23 protein-coding genes are annotated in these 24067 nt (G+C 64.4%); 12 read left to right on the top strand and 11 right to left on the bottom strand.

The features are described from left to right. The first annotated feature begins 17 nt into the window (after positions 1-17). Complete coding sequence (locus ACTORR_RS21815; protein ID WP_054886967.1) at positions 18-455, top strand: MarR family transcriptional regulator; 438 nt, start codon at positions 18-20, stop codon at positions 453-455. 117 nt (positions 456-572) lie between these two features. Here ACTORR_RS21815 and ACTORR_RS21820 read toward each other — a convergent pair whose 3' ends face one another. Further along, positions 573-2759 (bottom strand): patatin-like phospholipase family protein, encoded by a 2187-nt coding sequence (locus ACTORR_RS21820; RefSeq protein ID WP_313365234.1) that lies wholly within the window; start codon positions 2757-2759, stop codon positions 573-575. 67 nt (positions 2760-2826) lie between these two features. Between ACTORR_RS21820 and ACTORR_RS21825 the strand changes: the two genes are divergently transcribed. Further along, on the top strand, positions 2827-3108 hold the full coding sequence (locus ACTORR_RS21825) for a SelT/SelW/SelH family protein (protein WP_054886965.1): 282 nt from the start codon (positions 2827-2829) through the stop codon (positions 3106-3108). Here ACTORR_RS21825 and ACTORR_RS21830 read toward each other — a convergent pair whose 3' ends face one another. Next, the gene (locus tag ACTORR_RS21830; RefSeq protein WP_054886964.1) at positions 3109-3999 is read right to left on the bottom strand and encodes a DMT family transporter; all 891 of its coding nucleotides are present in this window, start codon (positions 3997-3999) and stop codon (positions 3109-3111) included. Between the two features lie 179 nt (positions 4000-4178). Next, on the bottom strand, positions 4179-4943 hold the full coding sequence (locus ACTORR_RS21835) for a helix-turn-helix transcriptional regulator (RefSeq protein ID WP_054886963.1): 765 nt from the start codon (positions 4941-4943) through the stop codon (positions 4179-4181). Between the two features lie 125 nt (positions 4944-5068). Here ACTORR_RS21835 and ACTORR_RS21840 point away from each other — a divergent pair, with 125 nt between their 5' ends. Next, entirely contained in the window at positions 5069-5881 is an 813-nt protein-coding gene (locus ACTORR_RS21840) for a UDP-2,3-diacylglucosamine diphosphatase (protein ID WP_054886962.1), read from the top strand. 18 nt (positions 5882-5899) lie between these two features. Here ACTORR_RS21840 and ACTORR_RS21845 read toward each other — a convergent pair whose 3' ends face one another. Next, positions 5900-6211: a DUF962 domain-containing protein gene (locus ACTORR_RS21845; RefSeq protein WP_054886961.1), complete on the bottom strand. Its 312-nt coding sequence runs from the start codon at positions 6209-6211 to the stop codon at positions 5900-5902. Between the two features lie 154 nt (positions 6212-6365). Here ACTORR_RS21845 and ACTORR_RS21850 point away from each other — a divergent pair, with 154 nt between their 5' ends. Beyond that, on the top strand, positions 6366-7427 hold the full coding sequence (locus ACTORR_RS21850; protein ID WP_099815419.1) for an AraC family transcriptional regulator: 1062 nt from the start codon (positions 6366-6368) through the stop codon (positions 7425-7427). Here the strand turns inward: ACTORR_RS21850 and ACTORR_RS21855 are convergent. Beyond that, positions 7384-8838, bottom strand: a complete 1455-nt coding sequence (locus ACTORR_RS21855) for a TrkH family potassium uptake protein (protein WP_054886959.1) — start codon at positions 8836-8838, stop codon at positions 7384-7386. The genes ACTORR_RS21850 and ACTORR_RS21855 overlap by 44 nt on opposite strands. Positions 8839-8940: 102 nt before the next feature. Between ACTORR_RS21855 and ACTORR_RS21860 the strand changes: the two genes are divergently transcribed. Next, entirely contained in the window at positions 8941-9498 is a 558-nt protein-coding gene (locus ACTORR_RS21860; protein WP_054886958.1) for a nitroreductase family protein, read from the top strand. A 116-nt stretch (positions 9499-9614) separates the two neighbouring features. Here the strand turns inward: ACTORR_RS21860 and ACTORR_RS21865 are convergent, their stop codons facing one another. The 5 genes from ACTORR_RS21865 to ACTORR_RS21885 all read right to left on the bottom strand — a co-directional run bounded on the left by ACTORR_RS21865 (position 9615) and on the right by ACTORR_RS21885 (position 13258). Beyond that, the gene (locus ACTORR_RS21865) at positions 9615-10952 is read right to left on the bottom strand and encodes a sensor histidine kinase (protein ID WP_054886957.1); all 1338 of its coding nucleotides are present in this window, start codon (positions 10950-10952) and stop codon (positions 9615-9617) included. Between the two features lie 60 nt (positions 10953-11012). After that, on the bottom strand, positions 11013-11429 hold the full coding sequence (locus ACTORR_RS21870) for a Spy/CpxP family protein refolding chaperone (RefSeq protein WP_054886956.1): 417 nt from the start codon (positions 11427-11429) through the stop codon (positions 11013-11015). Positions 11430-11553: 124 nt separating this feature from the next. Beyond that, positions 11554-12231 (bottom strand): response regulator transcription factor, encoded by a 678-nt coding sequence (locus ACTORR_RS21875; protein ID WP_054886955.1) that lies wholly within the window; start codon positions 12229-12231, stop codon positions 11554-11556. Between the two features lie 132 nt (positions 12232-12363). Further along, complete coding sequence (locus ACTORR_RS21880; protein WP_008091826.1) at positions 12364-12663, bottom strand: YciI family protein; 300 nt, start codon at positions 12661-12663, stop codon at positions 12364-12366. Position 12664: 1 nt separating this feature from the next. Then, complete coding sequence (locus ACTORR_RS21885; RefSeq protein ID WP_054886954.1) at positions 12665-13258, bottom strand: septation protein A; 594 nt, start codon at positions 13256-13258, stop codon at positions 12665-12667. 67 nt (positions 13259-13325) lie between these two features. On the opposite strand from ACTORR_RS21885, the gene ACTORR_RS21890 reads away from it, so the two are divergent. The 6 genes from ACTORR_RS21890 to ACTORR_RS21915 all read left to right on the top strand — a co-directional run bounded on the left by ACTORR_RS21890 (position 13326) and on the right by ACTORR_RS21915 (position 19839). After that, positions 13326-14186: a PHP domain-containing protein gene (locus tag ACTORR_RS21890; protein ID WP_054886953.1), complete on the top strand. Its 861-nt coding sequence runs from the start codon at positions 13326-13328 to the stop codon at positions 14184-14186. Between the two features lie 13 nt (positions 14187-14199). Further along, positions 14200-14829, top strand: coding sequence for an L-threonylcarbamoyladenylate synthase (locus tag ACTORR_RS21895; protein ID WP_054886972.1), 630 nt, complete (start codon positions 14200-14202; stop codon positions 14827-14829). Positions 14830-14954: 125 nt separating this feature from the next. Then, on the top strand, positions 14955-15680 hold the full coding sequence (locus tag ACTORR_RS21900; protein ID WP_441344130.1) for a segregation and condensation protein A: 726 nt from the start codon (positions 14955-14957) through the stop codon (positions 15678-15680). Next, positions 15667-16437 (top strand): SMC-Scp complex subunit ScpB, encoded by a 771-nt coding sequence (gene scpB, locus ACTORR_RS21905; protein ID WP_313365801.1) that lies wholly within the window; start codon positions 15667-15669, stop codon positions 16435-16437. Before ACTORR_RS21900 ends, scpB begins: the two co-directional genes overlap by 14 nt. A gap of 274 nt (positions 16438-16711) precedes the next feature. Further along, positions 16712-17776 carry a 23S rRNA pseudouridine(2605) synthase RluB gene (gene rluB / locus ACTORR_RS21910; RefSeq protein ID WP_054887064.1) on the top strand — a complete coding sequence of 355 codons (1065 nt, stop codon included), beginning with the start codon at positions 16712-16714 and terminating at the stop codon, positions 17774-17776. Between the two features lie 644 nt (positions 17777-18420). Next, positions 18421-19839, top strand: a complete 1419-nt coding sequence (locus tag ACTORR_RS21915; protein WP_313365800.1) for an amino acid permease — start codon at positions 18421-18423, stop codon at positions 19837-19839. A gap of 167 nt (positions 19840-20006) precedes the next feature. On the opposite strand, the gene ACTORR_RS21920 is transcribed toward ACTORR_RS21915, so the two are convergent. Then, complete coding sequence (locus ACTORR_RS21920) at positions 20007-20891, bottom strand: LysR substrate-binding domain-containing protein (protein WP_313365799.1); 885 nt, start codon at positions 20889-20891, stop codon at positions 20007-20009. A 152-nt stretch (positions 20892-21043) separates the two neighbouring features. Between ACTORR_RS21920 and ydiJ the strand changes: the two genes are divergently transcribed. Then, on the top strand, positions 21044-24064 hold the full coding sequence (gene ydiJ, locus ACTORR_RS21925; protein ID WP_441343892.1) for a D-2-hydroxyglutarate dehydrogenase YdiJ: 3021 nt from the start codon (positions 21044-21046) through the stop codon (positions 24062-24064). Positions 24065-24067: the final 3 nt, after the last annotated feature.

The following is a 24067-nucleotide window of genomic DNA, read 5'->3' on the forward strand; positions in this document are numbered from 1 at the left end:
TAGTCTATGAGTTGCTTATGCCCCTGACCGACAACCAACACCGCTTCGGCATGCAGCTGGCGCAGATGTCCCGCGGCTGGCGTGCCGAGCTGGACCGCCGCCTGGCCGGGCTCAACCTGTCCCAGGCCCGCTGGCTGGTGTTGTTGCACCTCGCTCGCTTCGAACAAGCGCCCACCCAGCGTGAGCTGGCGCAGAGCGTGGGCGTCGAAGGCCCGACCCTGGCGCGGCTGCTCGACAGCCTGGAAAGCCAGGGGCTGGTGCGTCGCCAGGCGGTGCTGGAGGACCGGCGGGCGAAGAAGATCCTGCTGTGCCCACCGGCCAAACCGCTGATCGAGCAGATCGAGACCATTGCCAATGCCCTGCGCCTGGAGCTCTTCACCGGCGTCGATGAGGCTGATCTGGAAGTGTGCATGCGGGTGCATGCCAAGATCCTCGCCAACCTCGAAAAATCCTGAGTTTTCTGGGGCTGCTTCGCAGCCCTTTCGCGACACGAGGCCGCTCCTACAGGGGATCGCATGTTTCTGTAGGAGCGGCCTCGTGTCGCGAAAGGGCCGCAAAGCGGCCCCGGCCATCTAGAAGGTGTGCCCCAGGTTCAGGTACACCGCCTGCTCATTCGCCGTGTTGGCCCCATAACTCAGGTTCAACGGCCCGAGCGGCGTCTCCAGCCCCAAGAAGATGCTCGCCGCATTGATGTAGCCGCTGTCGAACTCATTGTCATTGTTCCACGCCCGCCCACGCTCAAGCGACCCACCGATGTACAGCGGGAAGTCCAGCGGCAGATAGGCCCGCGGGGTCAGGCGCCGGTAGTACACCATCCGCAGCAGGCTGACGTTCTGCCCTGACACCGAGTCCTGGCGGAAGCCCGACAGCTCCCTCGCACCACCCAGCACGAAGCTCGACGTCACCACCTCCGTTGGGTCCAGTGTGCGTCCATAGCGCCCACCCAGCACGAAAGTGTTCGGGCCTACACTGAATGCCTTGTCCAGGTTCAGCAGCCACTGCCGGTAGTTCTCGTCCGAATCCAGCGACTTGTCGTACTTGCGGAAGGTCAGGCCGATGTCCTCGCCACGGTGCGGGAAGTACACATTGTCGAGGGTGTCGAACGAATACTTCAGCTCGTAGAAGCCTTCGTTGAAGCTGACGCTGGGCAGGTCCTGATCGCCGATACGCACTTCGGCCTCGCCCCAGGCCTTGCCGACACCCAGGCGCACCTCGCCGGAGGTGCCGATCTGGCGGCCCACATTGAGGCCGAAACCGTAGCGCTCGAGGCGGTACTCGGCGATCGGGTCGTTGTCCAGGGTCGCTTCGATGTTCTGCGAGCCAAGGTCCAGGTAAGGCGCGACGAAGTAGCGCGAGCCTACGTCCAGCGGCTGGTAGAACTCACTGTAAAGCTCCTGCTGGTCGCCGATCTGGGCGCGTGTCAGCCACTCCGCGCCCAAGCGGTTGATGCCGTTCATGCGGTAGCTGGCACCGAGGTTGAAGGCACTGTCACCGCGCAGGTCGTCGGACAGGTTCAGGCCCAGGCGCAGGTAGTCGGTGCCGCCGCGCTTGCCACGGGCATTGATCACCAGGGTGTTGTCATCGCCCTTGTGCACCACGCGGTACTGCACCCGGTCGAAGTAGTCCAGGCCATACAGGGTGCCCATGTCGGTCTGCAGGCGGTCGAGCGCCAGGGGCTCGCCGATGGGTTGGCGGATGTAGTAACGGATCACGTCATCGCTGACTTTCGAGTCGTTCTCTATCCTGATCGCGGTGATCACCGGTGTGCGCTGGCCTGGTGAGCGGGCCACGGCCAGGCTGGCGTCATGCTCCGGTTGGCGCAACGCGGCCAGGCGCGTGTCGAGCAGGCGAGTCGCGCGGTAGCCGGCGTCGATCATGTCGTGGGCACGGCCGAAATCGGTGACGCCAAAGGCCGCCAGCTGCGGCTGTATGAGGATGTCGTCGCGGTGCAGGCTGGCCAGCTGCTCCTCGGAGTTGCGCCGGGTCATGAGGGTGATCGACTGGTTGAGCACGTCTACCACCGTGGCCAGTTGCTTGCGGTCGCGCAGCGGGGTGCCGATGTCGACCACGATGGCCAGGTCGACGCCCATGTCCCGGGCCACGTCGAGCGGGATGTTGTCGACCATGCCGCCATCCACCAGCAGGCGACCGTCGAGTTCGACCGGGGCAAATACCGCCGGGATCGACATGCTGGCGCGAATCACCTGCGGCAGGTGGCCGCGGCGGAACACCACCTTTTCGCCGCTGGCGATGTCGGTGGCCACGGCGCGGAAGGGGATTGGCAGCTTGTCGAAGTCGCGGGTGTCGGCAGTGTGGGCCAGCTTGCTTTCCAGCAGCAGCGCCAGGTTCTGGCCCTGGATCACCCCCAGCGGCAGGCCGAGGCTGCCGTCGTCGCGAAAACTCAGCTTCTGCTTGACCAGGAAGTCGCGGTCATCCTGCTTGCGCCGGAACGGCACGTCCTTGCGGGGTGGCGCATCGGAGAGCGCCTGTTGCCAGTCCAGCGTGGTGGCGAGTTTCTCCAGTTCTTCGACGCTGTAGCCGGAGGCATACAGCCCGCCCACCACCGCGCCCATACTGGTACCGGCGATGGCGTCGATGCGCACGCCCTGTTCCTCCAGTGCCTTGAGCACGCCAATATGAGCCAGGCCACGGGCCGCGCCGCCAGACAGCACCAGGCCGACCTTGGGGCGGGCTGGCTCGGCGGCGAATACGGTGAGGGTGGTGAGCGTCAGCAAAAAGCAGAGCAGCAGGCGGCGCATCGTGAGTCTCAAACCGAAGGCTAAAGACCGCTAGTATAAGCGGCCCCTCACCTGGAGATGCTTCAGCATGGCCGACAACAAGCCGGAAATCGTCATCACTTATTGCACGCAATGCCAATGGCTGCTGCGCGCCGCCTGGCTGGCCCAGGAACTGCTCAGCACCTTCAGCGACGACCTTGGCCGGGTAGCGCTGGAGCCCGGCACCGGCGGCATCTTCCGCATCACCTGCAATGGCGTGCAGATCTGGGAGCGCAAGGCCGACGGTGGCTTCCCCGAGGCCAAGGTGCTGAAGCAGCGCGTGCGCGACCAGATCGACCCGCAGCGCGACCTGGGCCACAACGATCGCTGATCAGGCGCCCTCGGCCGCGACCTTGTGCCGCGGCGGCTGCTCGGCGGCCATGCGGCTCGACAGCACGATGGCGAAAATGATCAGCATGCCGCCCAGCAGCATGCGCAGGGTTGGCGTTTCGGCGAACACCGCCCAGGCCACGGCGATGCCGTAGACCGGTTCCATGGCAAAGACCACGGCGGCGGTGCGCGCCTTGATCACCCCCAGGCTGGCCACGAACAGGCTGTGGGCGACGCCGGTGCAGAAGATTCCGAGCAGGGCGATCCACAACCAGTCCATGCGTTCCACGTGGCTCAAGCCTGGGCCGGCGAAAGGCAGCAGGCACAGGCCGACCACCAGGTTTTGCCACAGCGCTGCCTGCACGGCCGGCAAACGGCCGGAGCCGGCGCGGTTGGTCAGTGACAGCAGCGAGAACAACAAACCGGAGAGCAAGGCCCAGAGCAGGCCACCGGTGGCCTGGCTGGCCAGGTCGAACTGTGGGGTGACCAGTATCAGGCCGATGCTGACCAGCACCACCAGCGCACCTTCGTTGCGGCGGATGCGCTCGCGGAACAGCAGGCCTTCGAGGATCACGGTGAACGCCGGGAAGCTGGCGAAACCCAGGGTGGCGATGGCCACGCCGCCAACCTTCACGGCGATGAAGAAGCTGACCCAGTGCCCTGCCAGCAGCACGCCGCCGAGCAGCAGGCGGCGCATGTCATGGCCACTCAGGCGCCGCCAGCCGGGGCCGGTGAGGCTGGCGAACAATGCCAGGGCCAGCACGGCAAAGGCGGCGCGGCCGAAGACGATGATCGTCGGGCTGGCACTGGTGGCCAGTTTGCCGAACACCCCGGTCAGGCCGAAGAACAGCGCGCCGATGTGCAGGGCGCCGAGGGCAGTGCGGTGGTTCATTGCAAGTCCTTTGATTCTTTACTGGCTTTGCTGGCCTCTTCGCGGGTAAACCCGCTCCCACAAGTACTGCACTGGTTTCAGATTCTGCAAGATCCCTGTGGGAGCGGGTTTACCCGCGAAAGGGCCGGTGCCGCAAAGTGTAAAGCTACAGGCCAACATGTTCTGTCGCCATCCTGCTGTCAGTTGTCGCCAGGCGCTCGCCGCAGCGCCAGCGGCGAGCAACCAAACGCCCGCAGCATCGCCGCCGAAAATGCACTCTGCGAGCTGTACCCCACCTGCGCCGCAATCTCCCCCATCGGTAGCAAGGTCTGCGTGACCAGCCGCCTGGCCTTGAGCAGACGTCGCTGGCGAATGTAGTCCATTGGCGTCATGCCACATTCGGCGCTGAACCGGGCATGCAGCCGGGTACTGGACAAGCCGGCGATGCGCGCCAGGTCGGCCACCTGCAAGGGGTACGCTGCGTGCTGTTCGATATGCACATCGAATGCGGCGTAGGGCAGGCGATGGCTGGGCGTGACGATGGCCGAAGCGCTGGGATTGAGGCTGGCCAACAACAGTACCGCGCCTTGCCGGGCGATCAGCGGGTCGTCCATGGGGCTCGCCGCCAGCCAGTCCACCAGTTGCTGCTGGCGCTCGTTCAGCCCTCGTGCGCCAGGCTGGTCGAGCAGGCGCCGGCTGGCATCGGCATGCGCCCCCAACTGCTCGTGCAGCCAGCGTTCGTCCGGTACATCCAGCACCAGGCAATCGCTGCCGACGTCACTGCCGCACGTGTGATGGGCGCCAGCGGGCACCACCACCAGCCCCTGGCGGGCGACCTTGGCGCTGTGGCCCTGCACCTCGAAGTCCAGGCGACCGTGCAGGCCGAACACCAGCTGCGGGTGTTCGTGACTGTGGGCGATCAGCTCATCGCGGTAATGACGCATGGAAAGTATCGGGCCGGCCATGGGGTTTCCTCGTGGGGCTGCCAGCCATTGTGCCGCATTCCTGGCAGACCATCACTCGTCACATCCCTGCCACCAACCTGTCATCTGTGCCTGCCAGTCTCCAGCAAACAGCGCCGGAGCCTGCCATGACCCATGTCGAACTTTCTCGCCCGTCACGCAAGCAGCGCGTGCGCACGCTGTGGATATCCGATGTGCACCTGGGCACGCGAGACTGCCAGGCCGAACACCTGTCGCAGTTCCTCAAGGGTTACCAGGCCGACCGTATCTACCTGGTAGGCGATATCATCGATGGCTGGAAGCTGCGCAGCGGCATCTATTGGCCGCAAGCCCATACCAATGTGATCCGCCGCTTGCTGACCATGAGCAAGCGCGGCACCGAGGTGATCTACGTCACCGGCAACCATGACGAATTCCTGCGCCGTTACTCGAAGCTGATGCTGGGCAACATCCAGCTGGTGGACGAGGCCGAGCACCTGACCGCCGATGGCCGTCGCCTGCTGGTGGTGCATGGCGACCAGTTCGACGTGATCACCCGCTATCACCGCTGGCTGGCTTTTCTTGGCGACCGTGCCTACGAGTTCACCCTGGTGCTCAACCGCTGGCTCAACCATTGGCGTGCCCGCTATGGGTATGGCTACTGGTCGCTGTCGGCGTACCTGAAGCACAAGGTCAAGGGGGCGGTGAACTTCATCAGCGACTTCGAGGATGCGATTGCCCATGAATGCACCCGTCGCGGTTTTCACGGGGTGGTGTGCGGGCATATCCACCATGCCGAGATCCGCCAGGTGGGGGAGGTGGAGTACCTCAACTGCGGCGATTGGGTGGAATCGTGCACGGCGCTGATCGAGCATTGGGATGGCAGCATCGCGTTGTATCGGCTGGCCGATGCCCAGGCGCGGCTGGCCGCGGAAGCTGCTGCGGTGCGCGAGCCGGCATGAGCCGGCTGCGCCCCCAGGCTAGAGGCTGATCCTGCCGAGCAGGATGTCGCGGAACATGGCGAAGTCGCCAACCAGGCTGTACCAGGGGTGACTGAAGGTCGCCGGCCGGTTCTTCTCGAAAAAGAAATGCCCCACCCAGGCGAAGCCGTAGCCGCAGATCGGTACCGCCAGCAGCAACAACCACTTGCCACTGCCAAGGGTGTAGGCCAGCAAGGCAATCACCAGGCTGGTGCCGACGAAGTGCAGGCGCCGGCAGGTGGGGTTGCTGTGCTCGCCCAGGTAATAGGGATAGAACTCGGCAAAACTGCGAAACTGCGCTGTGCGGGTCATGGGCAGTGCTCCGGGATTATCACTTCTGGACAGGATACACGGCGTGGAGCCTGAATCGAGTCTAGAGTCATTGGCGGGGCCGGCCAGTGACAATAGGCGCCAAATGAGTATCCTTGAGGTCACCGCATGAAGCGGTCAGCACAAGAAGCCTGCCATGAGCGAGAGAACCACGTCAGCCAGCTGGGCATCAGGGATTGTGAAGGCGCTGGAGCTCGAAGGGCTCGATTGCCCGGCGATGTTCAAGCAGCTGGGGTTGGATTTCGCCGCACTCGACGATCCGGATGCACGTTTTCCGCAGGACGCCATGACCCGCCTCTGGCAGCTCGCGGTCGAACTTTCGGGCAACGAGGCGATTGGCCTGAACATGGCGCGGGTGGTGCGCCCGGCTTCGTTCCATGTGGTGGGTTACGCACTGATGTCCAGCCGCACACTGGCCGAAGGCTTCGGGCGGCTGGTGCGTTACCAACGCATCATTGCCGAAAGCTCCGACCTGAGTTTCACCCTTGGCCCTGAAGGCTATTCGCTGATTCTGACCGTGCATGGTGATCACCTGCCCCCCACCCGCCACAGCGCCGAAGCGTCCCTGGCCTGCGCGCTGGCCTTGTGCAAATGGCTCAGTGGCCGGCCGGTGCAGCCGCGGCGGGTGCTGGTGCAAGGGCCGCAGCCGAAGGATATCGAGCCGTACAAGGTGGCCTTTCATTCCCCGCTGGTATTCGGCGCTCCGCACGATGCCCTGGTATTCGAACGGGCCGACATGGAAGCGCCGTTGCCCACTGCCAACGAAGCCATGGCCATCTTGCATGACCGCTTTGCTGGCGAATACCTGGCGCGTTTTTCCGAAAGCCGCGTGACCCATAGGGTGCGCCAGGTGCTGTGCCGTATCCTGCCCCAGGGCGAACCCAAGCGTGAAACCCTGGCCCAGGCCCTGCACCTGTCCCAGCGCACCCTGCAGCGCCGTTTGCAGGAAGAGGGCACCAGTTTCCAGGCGTTGCTCGACGATACCCGTCGTGAACTCGCCGAACAGTATCTGGCCCAGCCAGGCATGACCCTGCTGGAAACCGCCTACCTGCTGGGCTTTGCCGACCCGAGCAACTTCTACCGGGCATTCCGCCGCTGGTTCGATGAGACCCCCAGCGAATACCGCGCCCGGCTGGGTGCGGAGCCTGCCGAGGTCAATGACGCCAGAACGCCGGCATGCACAACACCAGCACGGTGATGATCTCCAGGCGGCCCAGCAGCATACCGGTAGCGAGAATCCACTTGGCGGCATCCGGCAGCGTCGAGTAGTTGCCCGAAGGACCGACCACTTCGCCCAGGCCCGGGCCAACGCCCGACACCGTTCCGGCGGCACCGGTCAGCGCGGTCATCCAGTCCACGCCCAGCAATGACAGCAGCAGCGCCATTACGCAGATGGTGATGGCGAAGAAGAACGAAAAGGTCAGGATCGAGCGCACGATCTCTTCGTCCAGGCGATGGCCATTGTATTTCTGCTTGATCACCGCGCGCGGGTGGATCAGCTGGTTGAGGCTCGCCTTGAGCAGGATGTAGGCGACCTGGAAACGGAAGATCTTGATGCCACCGGCCGTCGAGCCAGAGCAGCCACCGACGAAGCCCAGGTAGAAGAACAGCATCAGCGAGAAGTTGCCCCACAGGCTGTAGTCGCCCAGCGCGAAGCCAGTGGTGGTGACCACCGAGGTCACGTTCAGTGCCACGTGGCGCAGGGCATCGAGCCAGTGCAGGTTGGTGGTGTGCCAGTACCAGGTGCCGAGCACGAGCCAGGTCACCACCAGCATGCCCAGCAAACCCTGCACCTGCTGGTCGCGTATCAGCGCCTTGCGGTTGCCGCGCAGGGTTGCCACATACAGCGTGAAGGGCAGGCTGCCGAGGATCATTACCACCACCGCGACCCAGTGCACGGCGGGGATGTCCCACTTGGCCAGGGACTGGTCAGAGGTGGAGAAACCGCCAGTGGAGATCGCAGACATGGCGTGGTTGATGGCATCGAACGGGCTCATGCCGGCCCACCAGAAGGCCAGTGCGCCAAAGATGGAGAAGCCGACGTAAACGCCGACGATCGATTTGGCGACCATGTGCGAGCGCGGCATGACCTTTTCCGAACGGTCCGACGATTCGGTCTGGAACAGGCGCATGCCACCGATGCGCAGCAGCGGCAGGATCGCCACCGCCATGGCGATGAAGCCGATGCCACCGAGCCAGTGCAGCATCGAGCGCCACATCAGGATGCCCGGCGACATGCTGTCCAGCCCGCTGAGCACCGTCGCGCCGGTGGCGGTGATGCCGGACATGCTCTCGAAGAAGGCGTCGGTGTAGCTGATGTGCTGGGTCAGCAGAAAGGGCAGTGCGGCGAAGACGCACACCACCACCCAGCTGCTGACGGTGAGCAGGTACATGTCGCGCGGGCGCAGGTGGACGTGCTCGGGGCGCCCCTGCAGCACCATGGCCAGGCCGGCGATGAAGGTGATCAGGCTCGACCAGAGGAACGACGGCATGTCGCCGGTGCGTTCGAACACCACCAGGGTCGCCATGGGCACGACCATGCTGACTGCCAGGGTGATCAGGAAGATGCCGATGATGAAACCAATGATCCTTAAGGTCGGCAACGCCATGTGATCTGCTCTGACTCGAAACGGAAGGGCGCCATTCTACCTATGGGTCTGGTGATGTAAACGCTAGAATGGCCGCACATTTACCTGCCAGGAGGGTAGCCGATGGAGGCTCTCGACGCATTGCTCAACCGTGTTTCCGTGCCACGCCTGACCGACCCTGCGCCCAACGAGGCCCAGCGTGAGGCGCTGTTCCAGGCCGCCTTGCGCGCACCGGACCACGGCCAGCTGCGGCCGTGGCGCTTTCTGACCATCGAGGGCCAGGGCCGCGACAAGCTCGGTGAACTGTTTGCCGAAGCGTTGCAGCACAAGGGCGACGCCAGCCAGGCTGCGCTGGACAAGGCGCGCGCGATGCCGCTGCGTGCGCCGTTGCTGATCGTGGTGATCGCCAAGCTGCAGGATCACTTCAAGGTGCCCAAGTCCGAGCAGCGCCTGGCGGCCGGTTGCGCGGCCCATGGCATCCTGATTGCGGCGCATGCCCAGGGGATCGGTGCGGTGTGGCGTACCGGCGACATGGCCTTCGATGCGCATGTGCACAAGGGCTTGGGGCTGGCGGAGAACGAGGAGCTGATCGGTTACCTGTATGTCGGCACGCCGATGGCCGAGCCGCGCACGGCGCCGATTCTGGAAACCGCCGATTACGTCAGCGGCTGGGGCGAATAACGTAGGGGGCCGCTTTGCGGCCCTTTCGCGACACAAGGCCGCTCCTGCAGGTAACGCGATCCCCTGTAGGAGCGGCCTTGTGTCGCGAAAGGGCTGCAAAGCAGCCCGGCATTCTGTCAGTTGGCAGCAATGTTCTCAGGCAACTCCAACCGGGCCACGAACCCACCCTGCGGGTGATTCTCCAGCACTAGACTCCCGCCGTGCCGCTCGGCCGCCTTGCGCGCAATGGCCAGCCCCAGCCCATGCCCCGCCGCCTCTTGCCCCGGCGCCCGGAAGAACGGCTCACCCAACTGCGCCAGATGCTCCGGCGCCGCCCCTGGCCCATGGTCGCGCACGCTCAGCACGATCTTGTCCTGCTCGCGCTGCGCACTGATCTCGATCGGTTGGCCCTCCGGGTTGAAGCGCAGGGCATTGCGCACCAGGTTGTCCACGGCACGCTCGATCAGCGTCGGCCAGCCTTGCAGCGTCAGCCCCGGCTGCGCCTCCAGTTTCACCTCCTGCTCCGGTGCGCTGAGCTGAGCGTCCTTGCGCACGCTGCCGAGCAAGGCGTTGAGGTCGACAGGCTCGGCGTGGGCCTGCTCGGCATCGACCCGGGCCAGCGTCAGGATTTCGCTGATCAGGTCTTCCAGGCGGTCGCATTCACGGGTCAGGCGTGGCCACAAGGCCTGGCGCTGTTCGGTTTCGGCGCGCTCGGCCAGGGCCAGGGCGATGCGCAGGCGCGCCAGTGGCGAGCGCAGCTCGTGGGACACGTCACGCAGCAGTTGGCGCTGGCTGCCGATCAGGCTCTGCAGGCGCGCGCCCATCTTGTTGAAGTCTTTGGCCAGCACGCCGAACTCGTCACGCCGGGCGGCCAGGCGGGCCAGGCTGTTCTGTTGGTAGCTGGCCTGGCCAAGGTCGTGCACGGCGCCGCGCAGGCGGTTCAGGGGGCGGGTGATCGACAGGGTCACCAGCAGGCTGAACAAGGTCAGCACCACCAAGGCGATGCCCAGCGCACTCAACGGCCAGAGCAGGCTCTCGCGGTGCCAGGCGTCCAGCTCCGGGTGCGGGATGCGGTAGATCAGCAGGTAGGTGTTGCCGGTTTCGGGGCTGGTGTATTCCTCGGTCAGGCGCCGCCACGGCAGGTGGCGCTCGTCATTGTGCTGGCGCGCCTCGAACGCCGCAGCGCGGCGCGGGAAGGTACCCGGCACCACGGCATCGCCGCTGTCGTCGAGCACCTGCACATCGATCTTGTAGCGCTCCTTGCGTCGTTCCAAAAAGGCCTGGGCAGATTCCAGGCCTTCCTGCTCATAGTGCTTGGCCCAATCGCTGGCCATGGTCTTGAGGCCCGGGTGACGGCTGAGGATCCAGGCGTCCTGGTTAAGCACGTGGCCGAGCAGGATCGACAGGCCCGCGACCAGGGTTATAGCCAGCCAGAAACTGGCCAGGATGCGCCAGAACAGAGAACGCAAGAGCACCTCCTGAAAACGGGAAAAGCCCGGCCCGCTTGAGGGCGGGCCGGGCATCGGGTTGACAGCTTACTGGGCCTTGCCAGCCTTTTCAGCTTTCCAGGCCTGGAATTCCTTCCATTCAGCCTTGCGTGCTTCGCGTTCCTTCTGCAGTTCATCGAACTTCTTCTGCTGGTCAGGCTTGAGCAGCGCGCGGACTTGGCTGTCGGTCTTGTCATGGCTGGCCTTGAGTTCGTCTTTCATGGCCTTCTGCTCGGCGGCTGGCAGCTTGTTCAGGTAGCGCTCGGTGATTTCGCGGCGGTTGTGCATCTGCTCGCCCATCAACTTGCCGATCTGCTGGCGCTGGTCGCGGCTCAGGTCCAGTTGGGCGAAAGGCGCATCACCGCGATGATGCGGGCCGTCGTGACGCGGGCCGCCGTCAGGCATGGCCATGGCCACGGTCGGCAGGGCGGCGGCGAACATCAGGGCGATAAGGGTCTTGCGCATGGTGTCTCTCCTGTCATGGGCCGGTGGTTACCGGATGAGCTCAGTCTAGGGAGATCAAGGTCAAGCGCAGTCAGCTCACGGTAAAGGCAGGGTAAAGATGGGGCGCGGGCGGCCCCATGCAGGCTTACAGGCAGTAATAGTAACCGCGGCTACGCAGCGCGACGATCCGCGCCCGCCCATCGGCATGCGGGCCGATCTTCTTGCGCAGGTTACTGACATGCATGTCCAGGCTGCGGTCATACAGGGTCAGCTTGCGCCCCAGTGCGATCTGCGCCAGTTCCTGCTTGTCCAGCGGCTCGCCCGGTTGGCGCAGCAGCGCTTCGAGGATGCGGCTTTCGGACAGGGTCAGGCTCATGTCGCGGCCATCGATGCTGACCACGCCGCGCACCGGGCTGAACGCCAGGTCACCGATTTCCAGCTGGGTGGTGGTGGCGGTGGGGTGGCTGCGGCGCAGCACGGCGCGCAGGCGCGCGGTGAGCTCTCGGGGGTCGCAGGGCTTGGCCAGGTAATCGTCGGCGCCCAGTTCCAGGCCGAGGATGCGGTCCAGCGGTTCGCCACGGGCCGACAGCATCAGCACCGGCAGTTCGGCATGTTCGCTGCGCAGTTGCTTGAGCAGCTCCAGGCCGCTGCCGTCGGGCAGCATCACATCCAGCACCACGGCCGCCGGGGCATGCTCGGCCAAGGCCTGGCGCGCGCTCAAGCCATCGTGGCAGGCGCGTACCGCAAACCCTTCCTGGGTCAGCCAGCTGCCGAGCAGCTCGCAGAGTTCCTGGTCATCATCAATCAGTAACAGCTCGCTCATGACTCACTCAATTCAACCATTGACGGCGTCTTCTGTGTCCGCCAGTGGCAAAGATACCGCAGACTGAGGGCGAGCGTGCAATTCGAGCGGGGGAGACCGCGTCGCCGGCTTGATCGGCGACGCGGTGGCAGCTCAAGGCAGGACTTGCTTGAACGGCTTGACGATGACCTTGTCGTACACGCCCGCGGCGATGTACGGGTCGGCATCGGCCCAGGCCTGGGCGGCGGCCAGGGAGTCGAACTCGGCGACGATCAGGCTGCCGCTGAAGCCGGCTTCACCCGGGTCGTTGCTGTCGATGGCCGGGTGCGGGCCGGCCAGTACCACGCGGCCTTCGGCCTTGAGCTGCTGCAGGCGCTCGATGTGCGCCGGGCGTGCGGCCAGGCGTTTTTCCAGGGAGTTCGCGACGTCGCTGGCGATGATGGCGTAGAGCATGTCAATCCTTGGGTTTGGAGGTGGAGGGGTCGTCGTGCAGGTGACGCGACAGGTACACACCCTGCGCCACCAGGAAGAGCACTGTCATGCCCAGGCTGCCGAACACCTTGAAGTCGACCCAGAAGTTCTGGAAGGTAAAGGCAACGAACAGGTTGGCGGCGCCGCAGAACACGAAGAAGGCGACCCAGGCCACGTTCAGGCGCGACCAGATGGCATCGGGCAGGGTCAAGGCGTGGCCCATGATGCGCTTGATCAGCACCCGGTCGCCGATGAAGTGACTACCGGCGAAGCCCAGGGCAAACAGCCAGTTGACCACCGGCGCCTTCCACTTGAGGAAGGTTTCGCTGTGAAAGGTCAGGGTCAGGCCACCGAACACCAGGCAGGCGATCAAGGTCAGCCACTGGCCCTTTTCCAGTTTGCGCTGGCGCAGGAACAGTGCACCGTAAACCACCAGCGAGCTGATGATCAGCATCGCCGTGGCGCTGTAGATGCCGCCGAATTCGAAGTTGTGACCGGCGACTTCCACCGGGCGCGGGTCGAGCTTGTAGACGATGAAGAACAGCAGCAGCGGGATGAAATCGATGAATTGTTTCACAATGGCAGCCAGGATCGGGATGTGACGGCATAATAACAAACATCGATTCCAGCGAAAGCGCTCCTCCATGAATGTTGATCTGCACTGTCACAGCACGGCCTCCGACGGCGCCCTGTCGCCTACGGACCTGGTCGCCCGGGCCCATGAGCACGGGGTGCAAACGCTGGCACTGACCGACCACGATACCCTCGAAGGGCTGGCCGAGGCGCGCCAGGCCTGCCACGCCCGTGGCATGCACTGGGTCAGCGGCGTTGAGCTGTCGTGCACCTGGGGTGGCGCGACCATTCACGTGCTGGGCTACAACTTCCCGCTCGAAGCGCCGCCCCTGCTCCAGGCCATCGAGGCCTTGCACCGCGGCCGCTGGTTGCGCGCCGAGGAAATCGACAAACGGTTGGCAGCCAAGGGCATGCCAGGCGCCCTCGACGGCGCACGGGCCGTGCAGCAGGAGCTGGGCGACAGCGGCAACGCCCCGGCGCGGCCTCACTTTGCCGAATTCCTGGTGCGCGCCGGCCATGTCAAGGACCGCGCCGAGGCCTTCCGCAAGTGGCTCGGGGCCGGCAAGCTGGGCGATGTCAAGCAGCACTGGCCGACGCTCGATGAAACTGTCGCCACCCTGCGCCAGTCCAACGCCTGGGTGAGCCTTGCGCATCCCATGCATTACGATCTGACCCGCAGCAAGCGCAGGCGCCTGATTGCCGACTATATTCAGGCAGGCGGGCAGGCGCTTGAAGTGGTCAACGGGATGATGCCGGCCGAGCAGGTGGGCACGATGTCCATCCTCACCCGTGAGTTCGGCCTGCTGGCAAGCGCTGGCAGCGATTTCCACGGCCCCGGCACCTGGGGCGAGATCGGTGCCTACCGGCCATTGCCCGAGGACTTGCCACCTCTGTGGCGTCGATTCAGCCATGAACAGCCTATGGCGCTATGAACAGGACGACTTTGTGAGCCAATTTTTCCAGATTCATCCGGAGAACCCACAACCGCGCCTGATCCGCCAGGCGGTGGAGATCATCCGCAAGGGCGGCGTGGTGGTCTACCCGACCGACTCGGCCTACGCCCTGGGCTGCCAGATCGGCGACAAGGCGGCGATCGAGCGCGTGCGCCGCCTGCGCGGCCTGGACAAGACCCACAACTTCACCCTGATGTGCTGCGACATGTCGCAACTGGGGCTGTACGCCAAGGTCGACACCGGCACCTTCCGCCTGCTCAAGGCCCATGTGCCCGGGCCCTACACTTTCATTCTCAACGGTACCCGCGAAGTGCCGCGCCTGCTGCTGCATGAAAAGCGCCGCACCATCGGCCTGCGCGTGCCTGACCACGGCATCACCCTGGCGCTGTTGGCCGAGCTGGGCGAGCCGCTGATGAGCGTGAGCCTTATCCTGCCGGGCGACACCGAACCGATGACCGATCCCTACGAGATCCGCGAGCGCCTGGAGCACCATGTGGACCTGGTCATCGACGGCGGCTTTGGCGACCTCAAGGCCTCGACCATCATCGACCTGTCCGGCGACGAACCTGAGCTGATCCGCGAAGGCTGCGGCGACCCCACGCCGTTCATGGTCAACGTGTGAGTCAGGTGGAAGTAGCCGAGGCGCCGGCCGAGCAGGCCGCTTCGCCCCAGCAGTTGCAACTGGCGCTGGTCTACGGCGAAGCACTCACCGAAATGCCGGTGGACCTGTACATCCCGCCGGATGCCCTGGAGGTCATCCTCGAAGCCTTCGAGGGGCCGCTGGACCTGCTGCTGTACCTGATCCGCAAGCAGAACATCAACATCCTCGACATTCCCGTGGCGGAGATCACACGCCAGTACATGGGCTATGTCGAGCTGATGAAGAGCGTGCGCCTGGAGCTGGCCGCCGAGTACCTGGTCATGGCCGCGATGCTCGCCGAAATCAAGTCGCGCATGCTGTTGCCGCGCTCGGCCGAGGTCGAGGAAGAGGAGGGCGACCCGCGCGCCGAGCTGATCCGCCGCCTGCAGGAGTACGAGCGCTTCAAGGCTGCCGCCGAAGGCATCGACGAGTTGCCGCGGGTGGGCCGTGAGGTCATCGTGCCGCGTCTGGAGGCCCCCCAGGCCAAGGTGCGCAAGCTGCTGCCGCAGGTCAGCCTGGAAGAGCTGCTGGTGTCCATGGCCGAAGTCATGCGCCGCAACGATCTGTTCGAGAGCCACCAGATCACTCGCGAGACGCTGTCCACCCGCGAGCGCATGAGTGATGTACTGGAGCGCCTCAAAGGTGGCGCTTTCGTGCCGTTTGCCGAGCTGTTCTCCTCAGACGAGGGTAAGCTTGGCGTGGTGGTGACCTTCATGGCGATCCTCGAGCTGGTGAAGGAATCGCTGGTCGAACTGGTGCAGAATGCGCCCTTTGCGCCGATCCATGTGCGGCTGCGTCCCGAGTCTGTCGAAGAACCTGATGAACCTGAATGAACCCCGCGACCTGGCGTCGCTGATCGAAGCCTTCCTGCTCGCTTCGGGCAAGCCGCAGTCCCTCGAACGCCTCTACGAGCTGTTCGAGGAGGCCGAGCGCCCCGAGCCGAAGGTGTTCAAGAAGGCCCTGGAAGTGCTCGCCAAGTCCTGCGCCGGGCGGGCGTTCGAGCTCAAGGAGGTGGCCACCGGTTACCGCCTGCAGATTCGTGAAGACTTCGCGCCCTGGGTCGGAAGGCTGTGGGAAGAACGCCCGCAGCGATATTCCCGTGCGTTGCTCGAAACCATGGCGCTGATCGCCTACCGCCAGCCGATCACCCGTGGCGAGATCGAGGATGTGCGGGGTGTTGCGGTCAACAGCAACATCATCAAGACGCTGATGGAGCGCGAGTGGATTCGCGTGGTCGGCTACCGCGAGGTACCCGGGCGCCCGGCGATGTTCGCCACCACCAAGGCATTTCTCGATCACTTCAATCTCAAGAGCCTGGACGAGCTGCCAGCGCTGGCCGACCTGCGCGAGATGGAACCTCAACCGGTGCTTGATCCGGATGATGCCCCGGTGCCGGCGCACATACAGGCCCTGGCCGATGCCAGCCTGGGTGACGAAGAGGTGCAGGTTGAGCCCAAGGAAGAGACCAGTTTCCGCAGTTTACTGGTGGAGCTCGATGCCATGGAGGAGGGGCTGAAGACCGACTTCGACGACCTGCGCGAGGAAGAGCCTGAGGCCTCGGGGGAGGAAGAGGGCAAGTCGCAGCCCTGACTCTTCTGCTGCCTGCGCCGGCCTCTTCGCGGGTAAACCCGCTCCCACAGGGAAATCACAGTGGCTGAATGCGGCATGGTACCTGTGGGAGCGGGTTTACCCGCGAAGAGGCCGGTACTGCCTACTCATCACCATTAGGCAGAATTCACTGCCAAAGCCGACAAAACCCTCTACCCTGCAGTGCGTTCCCTCAGCGAACCGCGTATGATGCGCGGCCCTTTGGCGCGTTCGCTGCCAAGACCCTTATTTCATTCCTACACCGGGAGGTGCCCAGATGAGTGAGCAAGACCTGCAAAATACCGAAATTACCCCACCAGCCGGCGAAAAGCTGCAGAAAGTGCTGGCACGCATTGGCGTCGGCTCGCGCCGTGACGTCGAAGCCTGGATCAGTCAGGGCCGCATCAAGGTCAACGGCGTCGAAGCCACCCTCGGCCTGCGCGTCGACCTGCACGACGCCATTACCGTAGATGGCAAGCTGATCAAGCGTGAAGAGGCCGCCGAGGCCACGCGCCGGGTAATCATGTACAACAAGCCCGACGGCGAGATCTGCACCCGTGACGACCCGGAAGGCCGCCCGACCGTGTTCGACCGCTTGCCGCGGCCAAAAGAAGGGCGCTGGATCAATATCGGCCGCCTCGACATCAACACCACAGGCCTGCTGCTGTTCACAACCGACGGCGAACTGGCCAACCGCCTGATGCACCCGTCCTACGAGATGGACCGCGAGTACGCCGTGCGCGTGCGTGGTGAGGTCGATGACGAAATGATCGATCGTCTCAAGGCCGGTGTGATGCTCGAAGACGGCCCGGCCAAGTTCACCGACATCCAGAAGGCGCCAGGCGGCGAAGGCTTCAACCACTGGTACCACTGCGTGGTGATGGAAGGCCGTAACCGTGAAGTGCGCCGCCTGTGGGAATCCCAGGGCATGGTGGTCAGCCGCCTGAAGCGCGTGCGCTTCGGCCCGGTGTTCCTCAACTCCGACCTGCCGATGGGCCGCTGGCGTGAAATGACCCAGGGCGAAATCGACATCCTCGCCGCTGAAGTGGGCCTGCAGCCAGTAGCGCTGCCGACCCTGAACCTCAAGGCCAAGGACAAGATGGAGCGCCTGCAGCGCAAGTCGAGCCGTCCGCTGGGGCGCAACGAGCGCGTGCGCAGCCTGCGCCCGGCCCATGAGGGGGCCGCGGCCGAGCGTCCGGCACGTCAGTCGCGTGACGAAGCACCGCGCAAAGGCAGCCGTGGCAGCGCCGTGGCCGAACGCCCGAGCGAGATGCGCAAGCGCCCAGGCAAGCCTGACGGTGATAAGCCGGCCGGCCGTGGTCGCGGCAAGCCGCGGGGTTGATTGCTCTTTGCAGCCATGAGAAACCAGCCTTCGGGCTGGTTTTTTTATGCCTGTGAGAATTTGGGGCCGCAAAGCGGCCCCAAGATATTGAACAAAAAGAAATTTTCGGACGACTGGCAAGTTTGCAAACCACCATGTAAAGAAATTTATACAGAACGGGCTGAAATTAGCCCGCAATTCGGATTTTTCTTGTTGGTGTAAACAGAACTTGCCGCGCCACCCTCCGCAAACCCCCAGCTTCCTCATTGCTCCATATTGCCCGAACCCCCGTACCACGGTGATATAGCGCTCATTGCCATGTGCAAAAGCCCGTCCACAGAGCCGGGCCGACAGAACAACAAATGGAGGCGCCATGTACGCCGATCACTTCGCCTTTTCAGGCTCCTACCACAGGATCGCTGCGTTTTTTCCCAAGGAAACGATGCAACGCGTTGACGCCTGCGCGTTTGCAGGGGTATACAGTGCGCCGCGTTTTACCTGTGACCCTCTTGCGTACCGCGCACTCCTGCCCACACCTGGCTGATCCGCCCCGGCGGTATCCGTTGGCAGGAAACCCAAGGTAACCACCTTGCCCATTCCGCTGCGCCACGAGCGCGGTGGGTCCGATTCCGTCACAGATAAAAACAATGCAGGTGACTTCGTTCATGAGTGGACAAAACATGCATTCAGGCGAGCTCAAGCGGGGCCTGAAGAACCGCCACATCCAGTTGATCGCCCTCGGCGGCGCGATTGGTACCGGCCTGTTCCTCGGCTCGGCAGGCGTGATGAAATCAGCCGGCCCGTCGATGATCCTCGGTTACGCGATATGCGGCTTCATCGCCTTCATGATCATGCGCCAACTCGGCGAAATGATCGTCGAAGAGCCGGTGGCCGGCTCGTTCAGTCACTTCGCACACACCTACTGGGGGGGCTTTGCCGGTTTCCTGTCGGGCTGGAACTGCTGGGTGCTGTACATCCTGGTGGGCATGTCGGAGCTGTCGGCGGTAGGCAAGTACGTGCATTACTGGTGGCCGGAGATCCCGACCTGGGTCACGGCAGCCGCATTCTTCGTGCTGATCAACGCCATCAACCTGATGAACGTGAAGTTCTTCGGTGAGGCTGAATTCTGGTTCGCCATCATCAAGGTCGTAGCCATCGTCAGCATGATCGGCCTGGGTGCCTACCTGCTGACCAGCGGCAACGGCGGCCCTGACGCCTCGGTGAGCAACCTGTGGAGCCACGGCGGCTTCTTCCCGCATGGTGTCAGCGGCCTGGTGATGGCCCTGGCGTTCATCATGTTCTCGTTCGGTGGCCTGGAAATGCTCGGTTTCACCGCCGCCGAGGCCGACAAGCCAAAGACCGTGATCCCGAAAGCGATCAACCAGGTCATCTACCGCATCCTGATCTTCTATGTCGGCGCTCTGGTCGTGCTGCTGTCGCTGACCCCATGGGACAACCTGGTCTCCAGCATCGATGCGTCCGGCGGCAGCTATGGCAGCAGCCCGTTCGTCCAGGTGTTCTCGCTGCTGGGCAGCGATGTGGCGGCCAACCTGCTGAACTTCGTGGTGCTGACCGCAGCGCTGTCGGTCTACAACAGCGGTACCTACTGCAACGCCCGCATGCTGCTGGGCATGGCCGAGCAGGGTGATGCTCCGGCCTCGCTGGCCAAGGTCGACAAGCGCGGCGTGCCGGTGCGTTCGATCCTGGTGTCGGCGGGTGTGACCCTGATAGCTGTGCTGCTCAACTACCTGATGCCGCAGAATGCGCTGGAGCTGCTGATGTCGCTGGTGGTCGCGACCTTGGTGATCAACTGGGCGATGATCAGCTACTCGCACCTGAAGTTCCGCCAGCACCTTGACCGTGTTGGCCAGAAGCCGCTGTTCAAGGCATTGTGGTACCCGTACGGCAACTATGTGGTGCTGGCCTTCGTGGTGCTGATCCTGGGCATCATGCTGATGATTCCAGGCATCCAGGTGTCGGTGTATGCGATCCCGGTGTGGCTGGCGGCGATACTGCTGGCGTACCTGGCCAAGGGCAAGCGCCGGCCGCAGGCCAATGGCACTGCCGGTGCCGTGGCCAAGTAAATCTTTGGCTAGTTGAAGAAACCCGATGTCAGGTGACTGGCGTCGGGTTTTTGTTGCCTGTACCGGCCTCTTCGCGGGCGCGCCCGCTCCCACAGGATCACCACAGGCCTGAGACTTGTGGAGTACCTGTGGAAGCGGGCCTGCCCGCGAAGAGGCCGGCACAGGTTTCAGATCTGTTCCAGCAGCCAACTGCGAAACGCCCTCAAGGATGGCAATGCCTCGTTCCTGGGCGGATAGATCAGGTAATAACTGCGCTGGCTGGCAAACGTCGCCCCCGGGCTGAACAACTCGCCCTTGGCCAACTCTTCCTCCACCAGGATCCTCGGCACCAGGCCGATGCCGATCCCGGCCCGCACCGCCTGAATCAGGTGCGAGGTCAGTTCGAAGCTCGGCCCCAGGCGCATCGCCCGGTGCGGCAGGGCGTGGTGGGAAAACCACTCGCCCCAGGCGTGCGGGTTGTTGGCGACGTTCAACAGTACCTCTTCACTGATCCGCGCCGGGCTCCAGCCTTGGGCGTCGCCACCCGCTTCAGGCGGCAGGATCACCACCAGTTCCTCGGCATGCAGCCGATGGCAGATCAGGCCCGGCAGGTCATGGCTGGCCACACCGATGGCGGCGTCGATCTCGCTGGTGTCGAAGTTGATCGCTTCGATGCGTGAATGAATATGCACCAGCATGCCCGGGTGGGCGCTGTAGAACGCATGCAGGCGCGGCAGCAGCCACTTCGAGCCGAAGGTGGGCAGGGTCGCCAGGCGCAGGGTGCCGACCCCGGTCTGGTAGGCCAGCGCCTGCAAGGTGGCGCTGCGTATGCGCCCCAGCGCCTCGCTCAGCTCGCGCTGGTACAGCCGGCCGACGTCGGTCAGCTGCACCTGGCGGCCCTCGCGGCGGAACAGGGTCAGGCCCAGTTGCTGCTCCAGGGCCTGCACCTGACGGCTGACCGCGCTCTGGGTCAGCGACAGTTCGGCGGCGGCGCGGGTGTAGCTTTCATGCCGGGCCGCGGCCTCGAAAGCCAGCAGCAGCGACATGGATGGAGTCAGGTGGCGGTAATTCATTCATAAAAGTCATTGATAGCGGCAGGATTATCCGTTTGCCCCTGAAGCGAAACTACAGGAACATTGGTCTATACGTCATCCCTGCATGAAGCAATGCATGCCGGAGCGACAGGATTCCCGTGAATTAGCCACTATCAAGAGGCCATCCTTCGATGATCGCCCAGCTGTCGACCCTTGCGCCGAGCGCCAACTACCCCGAATTCCTCGAAGCCCTGCGCAACAGCGGCTTCCGTGGCCAGATCAGCGCTGACTACGGCACCCGTACGGTGCTGGCCACCGACAACTCGATCTACCAGCGCCTGCCTCAGGCGGCGGTGTTCCCGCTGGACGCCGATGACGTGGCGCGTGTCGCCACCCTGATGGGTGAGCCGCGTTTCCAGCAGGTCAAGCTGACCCCACGTGGCGGTGGTACTGGCACCAACGGCCAGTCGCTGACCGACGGTATCGTCGTCGATTTGTCGCGGCACATGAACCAGATCCTCGAAATCAACGTCGAGGAGCGCTGGGTGCGGGTCCAGGCCGGTACCGTCAAGGACCAGCTCAACGCCGCGCTCAAGCCCCACGGCCTGTTCTTCGCCCCTGAGCTGTCGACTTCCAACCGCGCCACTGTCGGCGGCATGATCAACACCGACGCCAGCGGCCAGGGCAGCTGCACCTATGGCAAGACCCGCGACCACGTGCTGGAACTGCACACTGTGCTGCTCGGCGGCGAGCGCCTGCACAGCCTGCCGATTGACGACGCTGGGTTGGAGCAGGCCTGCGCCGCGCCTGGCCGGGTTGGTGAGGTGTACCGCATTGCCCGGGAGATCCAGGAAACCCAGAGCGAATTGATCGAGACCACTTTCCCCAAGCTCAACCGCTGTCTGACCGGCTACGACCTCGCGCACCTGCGTGACGAACAAGGCCGCTTCAACCTCAACAGTGTGCTGTGCGGTGCCGAAGGCTCGCTGGGCTATGTGATCGAAGCCAAGCTCAATGTGCTGCCGATCCCGAAGTATGCCGTGCTGGTCAACGTGCGCTACACCAGCTTCATGGACGCCCTGCGCGACGCCAATGCACTGATGGCGCTCAAGCCGCTGTCGATCGAGACGGTCGACTCCAAGGTGCTGATGCTGGCAATGAAGGACATTGTCTGGCACAGCGTTGCCGAGTACTTCCCGGCCGACCCCGAGCGCCCGACCCTGGGCATCAACCTGGTGGAGTTCTGTGGCGACGAGCCGGCCGAGGTCAATGCCCGGGTCCAGGCTTTCATCGACCACCTGCAGCGCGATACCAGTGTCGAGCGCCTGGGCCATACCCTGGCCGAGGGCGCCGAAGCGGTGACCCGCGTCTACACCATGCGCAAACGTTCGGTGGGCCTGCTCGGCAACGTCGAAGGTGAAGTGCGCCCGCAACCGTTCGTTGAAGACACCGCCGTGCCGCCAGAGCAACTGGCCGACTACATCGCTGACTTCCGCGCGCTGCTCGACGGCTACGGCCTGGCCTATGGCATGTTTGGCCATGTCGATGCCGGCGTACTGCACGTGCGCCCGGCGCTGGACATGAAAGATCCGGCCCAGGCTGCGCTGGTCAAGCCGATCTCCGACGCCGTGGCCGCGCTGACCAAACGCTATGGCGGCCTGCTGTGGGGGGAGCACGGCAAGGGCCTGCGCTCGGAATACGTGCCGGAGTACTTCGGCGAACTGTACCCTGCATTGCAGCGTCTGAAGGGCGCCTTCGACCCGCACAATCAGCTCAACCCTGGCAAGATCTGCACCCCGCCAGACAGCGCCGAAGGCCTGACCAAGGTCGACGGCGTGACCCTGCGAGGCGACCTCGACCGCACCATCGATGAGCGCGTGTGGCAGGACTTCCCCAGCGCCGTGCACTGCAACGGCAACGGCGCCTGCTACAACTACGACCCCAACGACGCCATGTGCCCGTCGTGGAAGGCCACCCGCGAACGCCAGCATTCGCCCAAGGGCCGTGCCTCGCTGATGCGCGAATGGCTGCGCTTGCAGGGCGAGGCCAACATCGACGTGCTGGCGGCGGCGCGCAACAAGGTGTCGTGGCTCAAGGGGCTGCCGGCGCGGCTGCGCAACAACCGCGCCCGCAACCAGGGCCAGGAAGACTTTTCCCATGAGGTGTATGACGCCATGGCCGGCTGCCTGGCCTGCAAGTCTTGCGCCGGGCAGTGCCCGATCAAGGTCAACGTGCCGGACTTCCGCTCGCGCTTCCTCGAGCTATACCACGGCCGCTACCAGCGCCCGCTGCGTGACTACCTGATCGGCTCGCTGGAATTCACCATTCCGTACCTGGCCCATGCGCCTGGCCTGTACAACGCGGTGATGGGCTCGAAGTGGGTCAGCAAGCTGCTGGCGGACAAGGTCGGCATGGTCGACAGCCCGCTGATCAGCCGCTTCAACTTCCAGTCGACCCTGACCCGCTGCCGCGTCGGCGTGGCCAGCGTGCCGGCCCTGCGCGAGCTGACCCCGGCCCAGCGCGAGCGCAGCATCGTGTTGGTGCAGGATGCCTTCACCCGCTACTTCGAAACGCCGCTGCTGGCCGCGTTCATCGAGCTGGCCCATCGCTTGGGGCACAGGGTGTTCCTGGCGCCGTACAGCGCCAACGGCAAGCCGCTGCATGTGCAGGGCTTCCTCGGCGCCTTCGCCAAGGCGGCGATCCGCAATGCGACCCAGCTCAAGGCCTTGGCTGACTGCGGCGTGCCGCTGGTGGGCCTGGACCCGGCGATGACCCTGGTCTACCGCCAGGAGTACCAGAAGGTGCCGGGCCTGGAAGAGTGCCCGCAGGTGAAGCTGCCACAGGAGTGGCTGATGGATGTGCTGCCGGAACAGGCGCCGACCGCGCCGGGCAACTTCCGCCTGATGGCGCACTGCACCGAGAAGACCAACGTGCCAGCCAGTACCAAGCAGTGGGAGCAGGTGTTTGCCCGCCTGGGGTTGAAGCTGGTGACCGAGGCGACCGGCTGCTGTGGCATGTCCGGTACCTACGGGCACGAGGCGCGCAACCAGGCGACTTCACGCACCATCTTCGAGCAGTCGTGGGCGACCAAGCTGGACAAGGAAGGCGAGGCGCTGGCGACCGGCTACTCGTGCCGCAGCCAGGTCAAGCGCATGACCGAGCGGCAGATGCGCCACCCGCTGGAAGTGGTGTTGCAGTACGCCAAGCGCTGACCT

This window comes from Pseudomonas sp. SAR267 (assembly GCF_052077595.1).
GTDB lineage: Bacteria > Pseudomonadota > Gammaproteobacteria > Pseudomonadales > Pseudomonadaceae > Aquipseudomonas > Aquipseudomonas vlassakiae.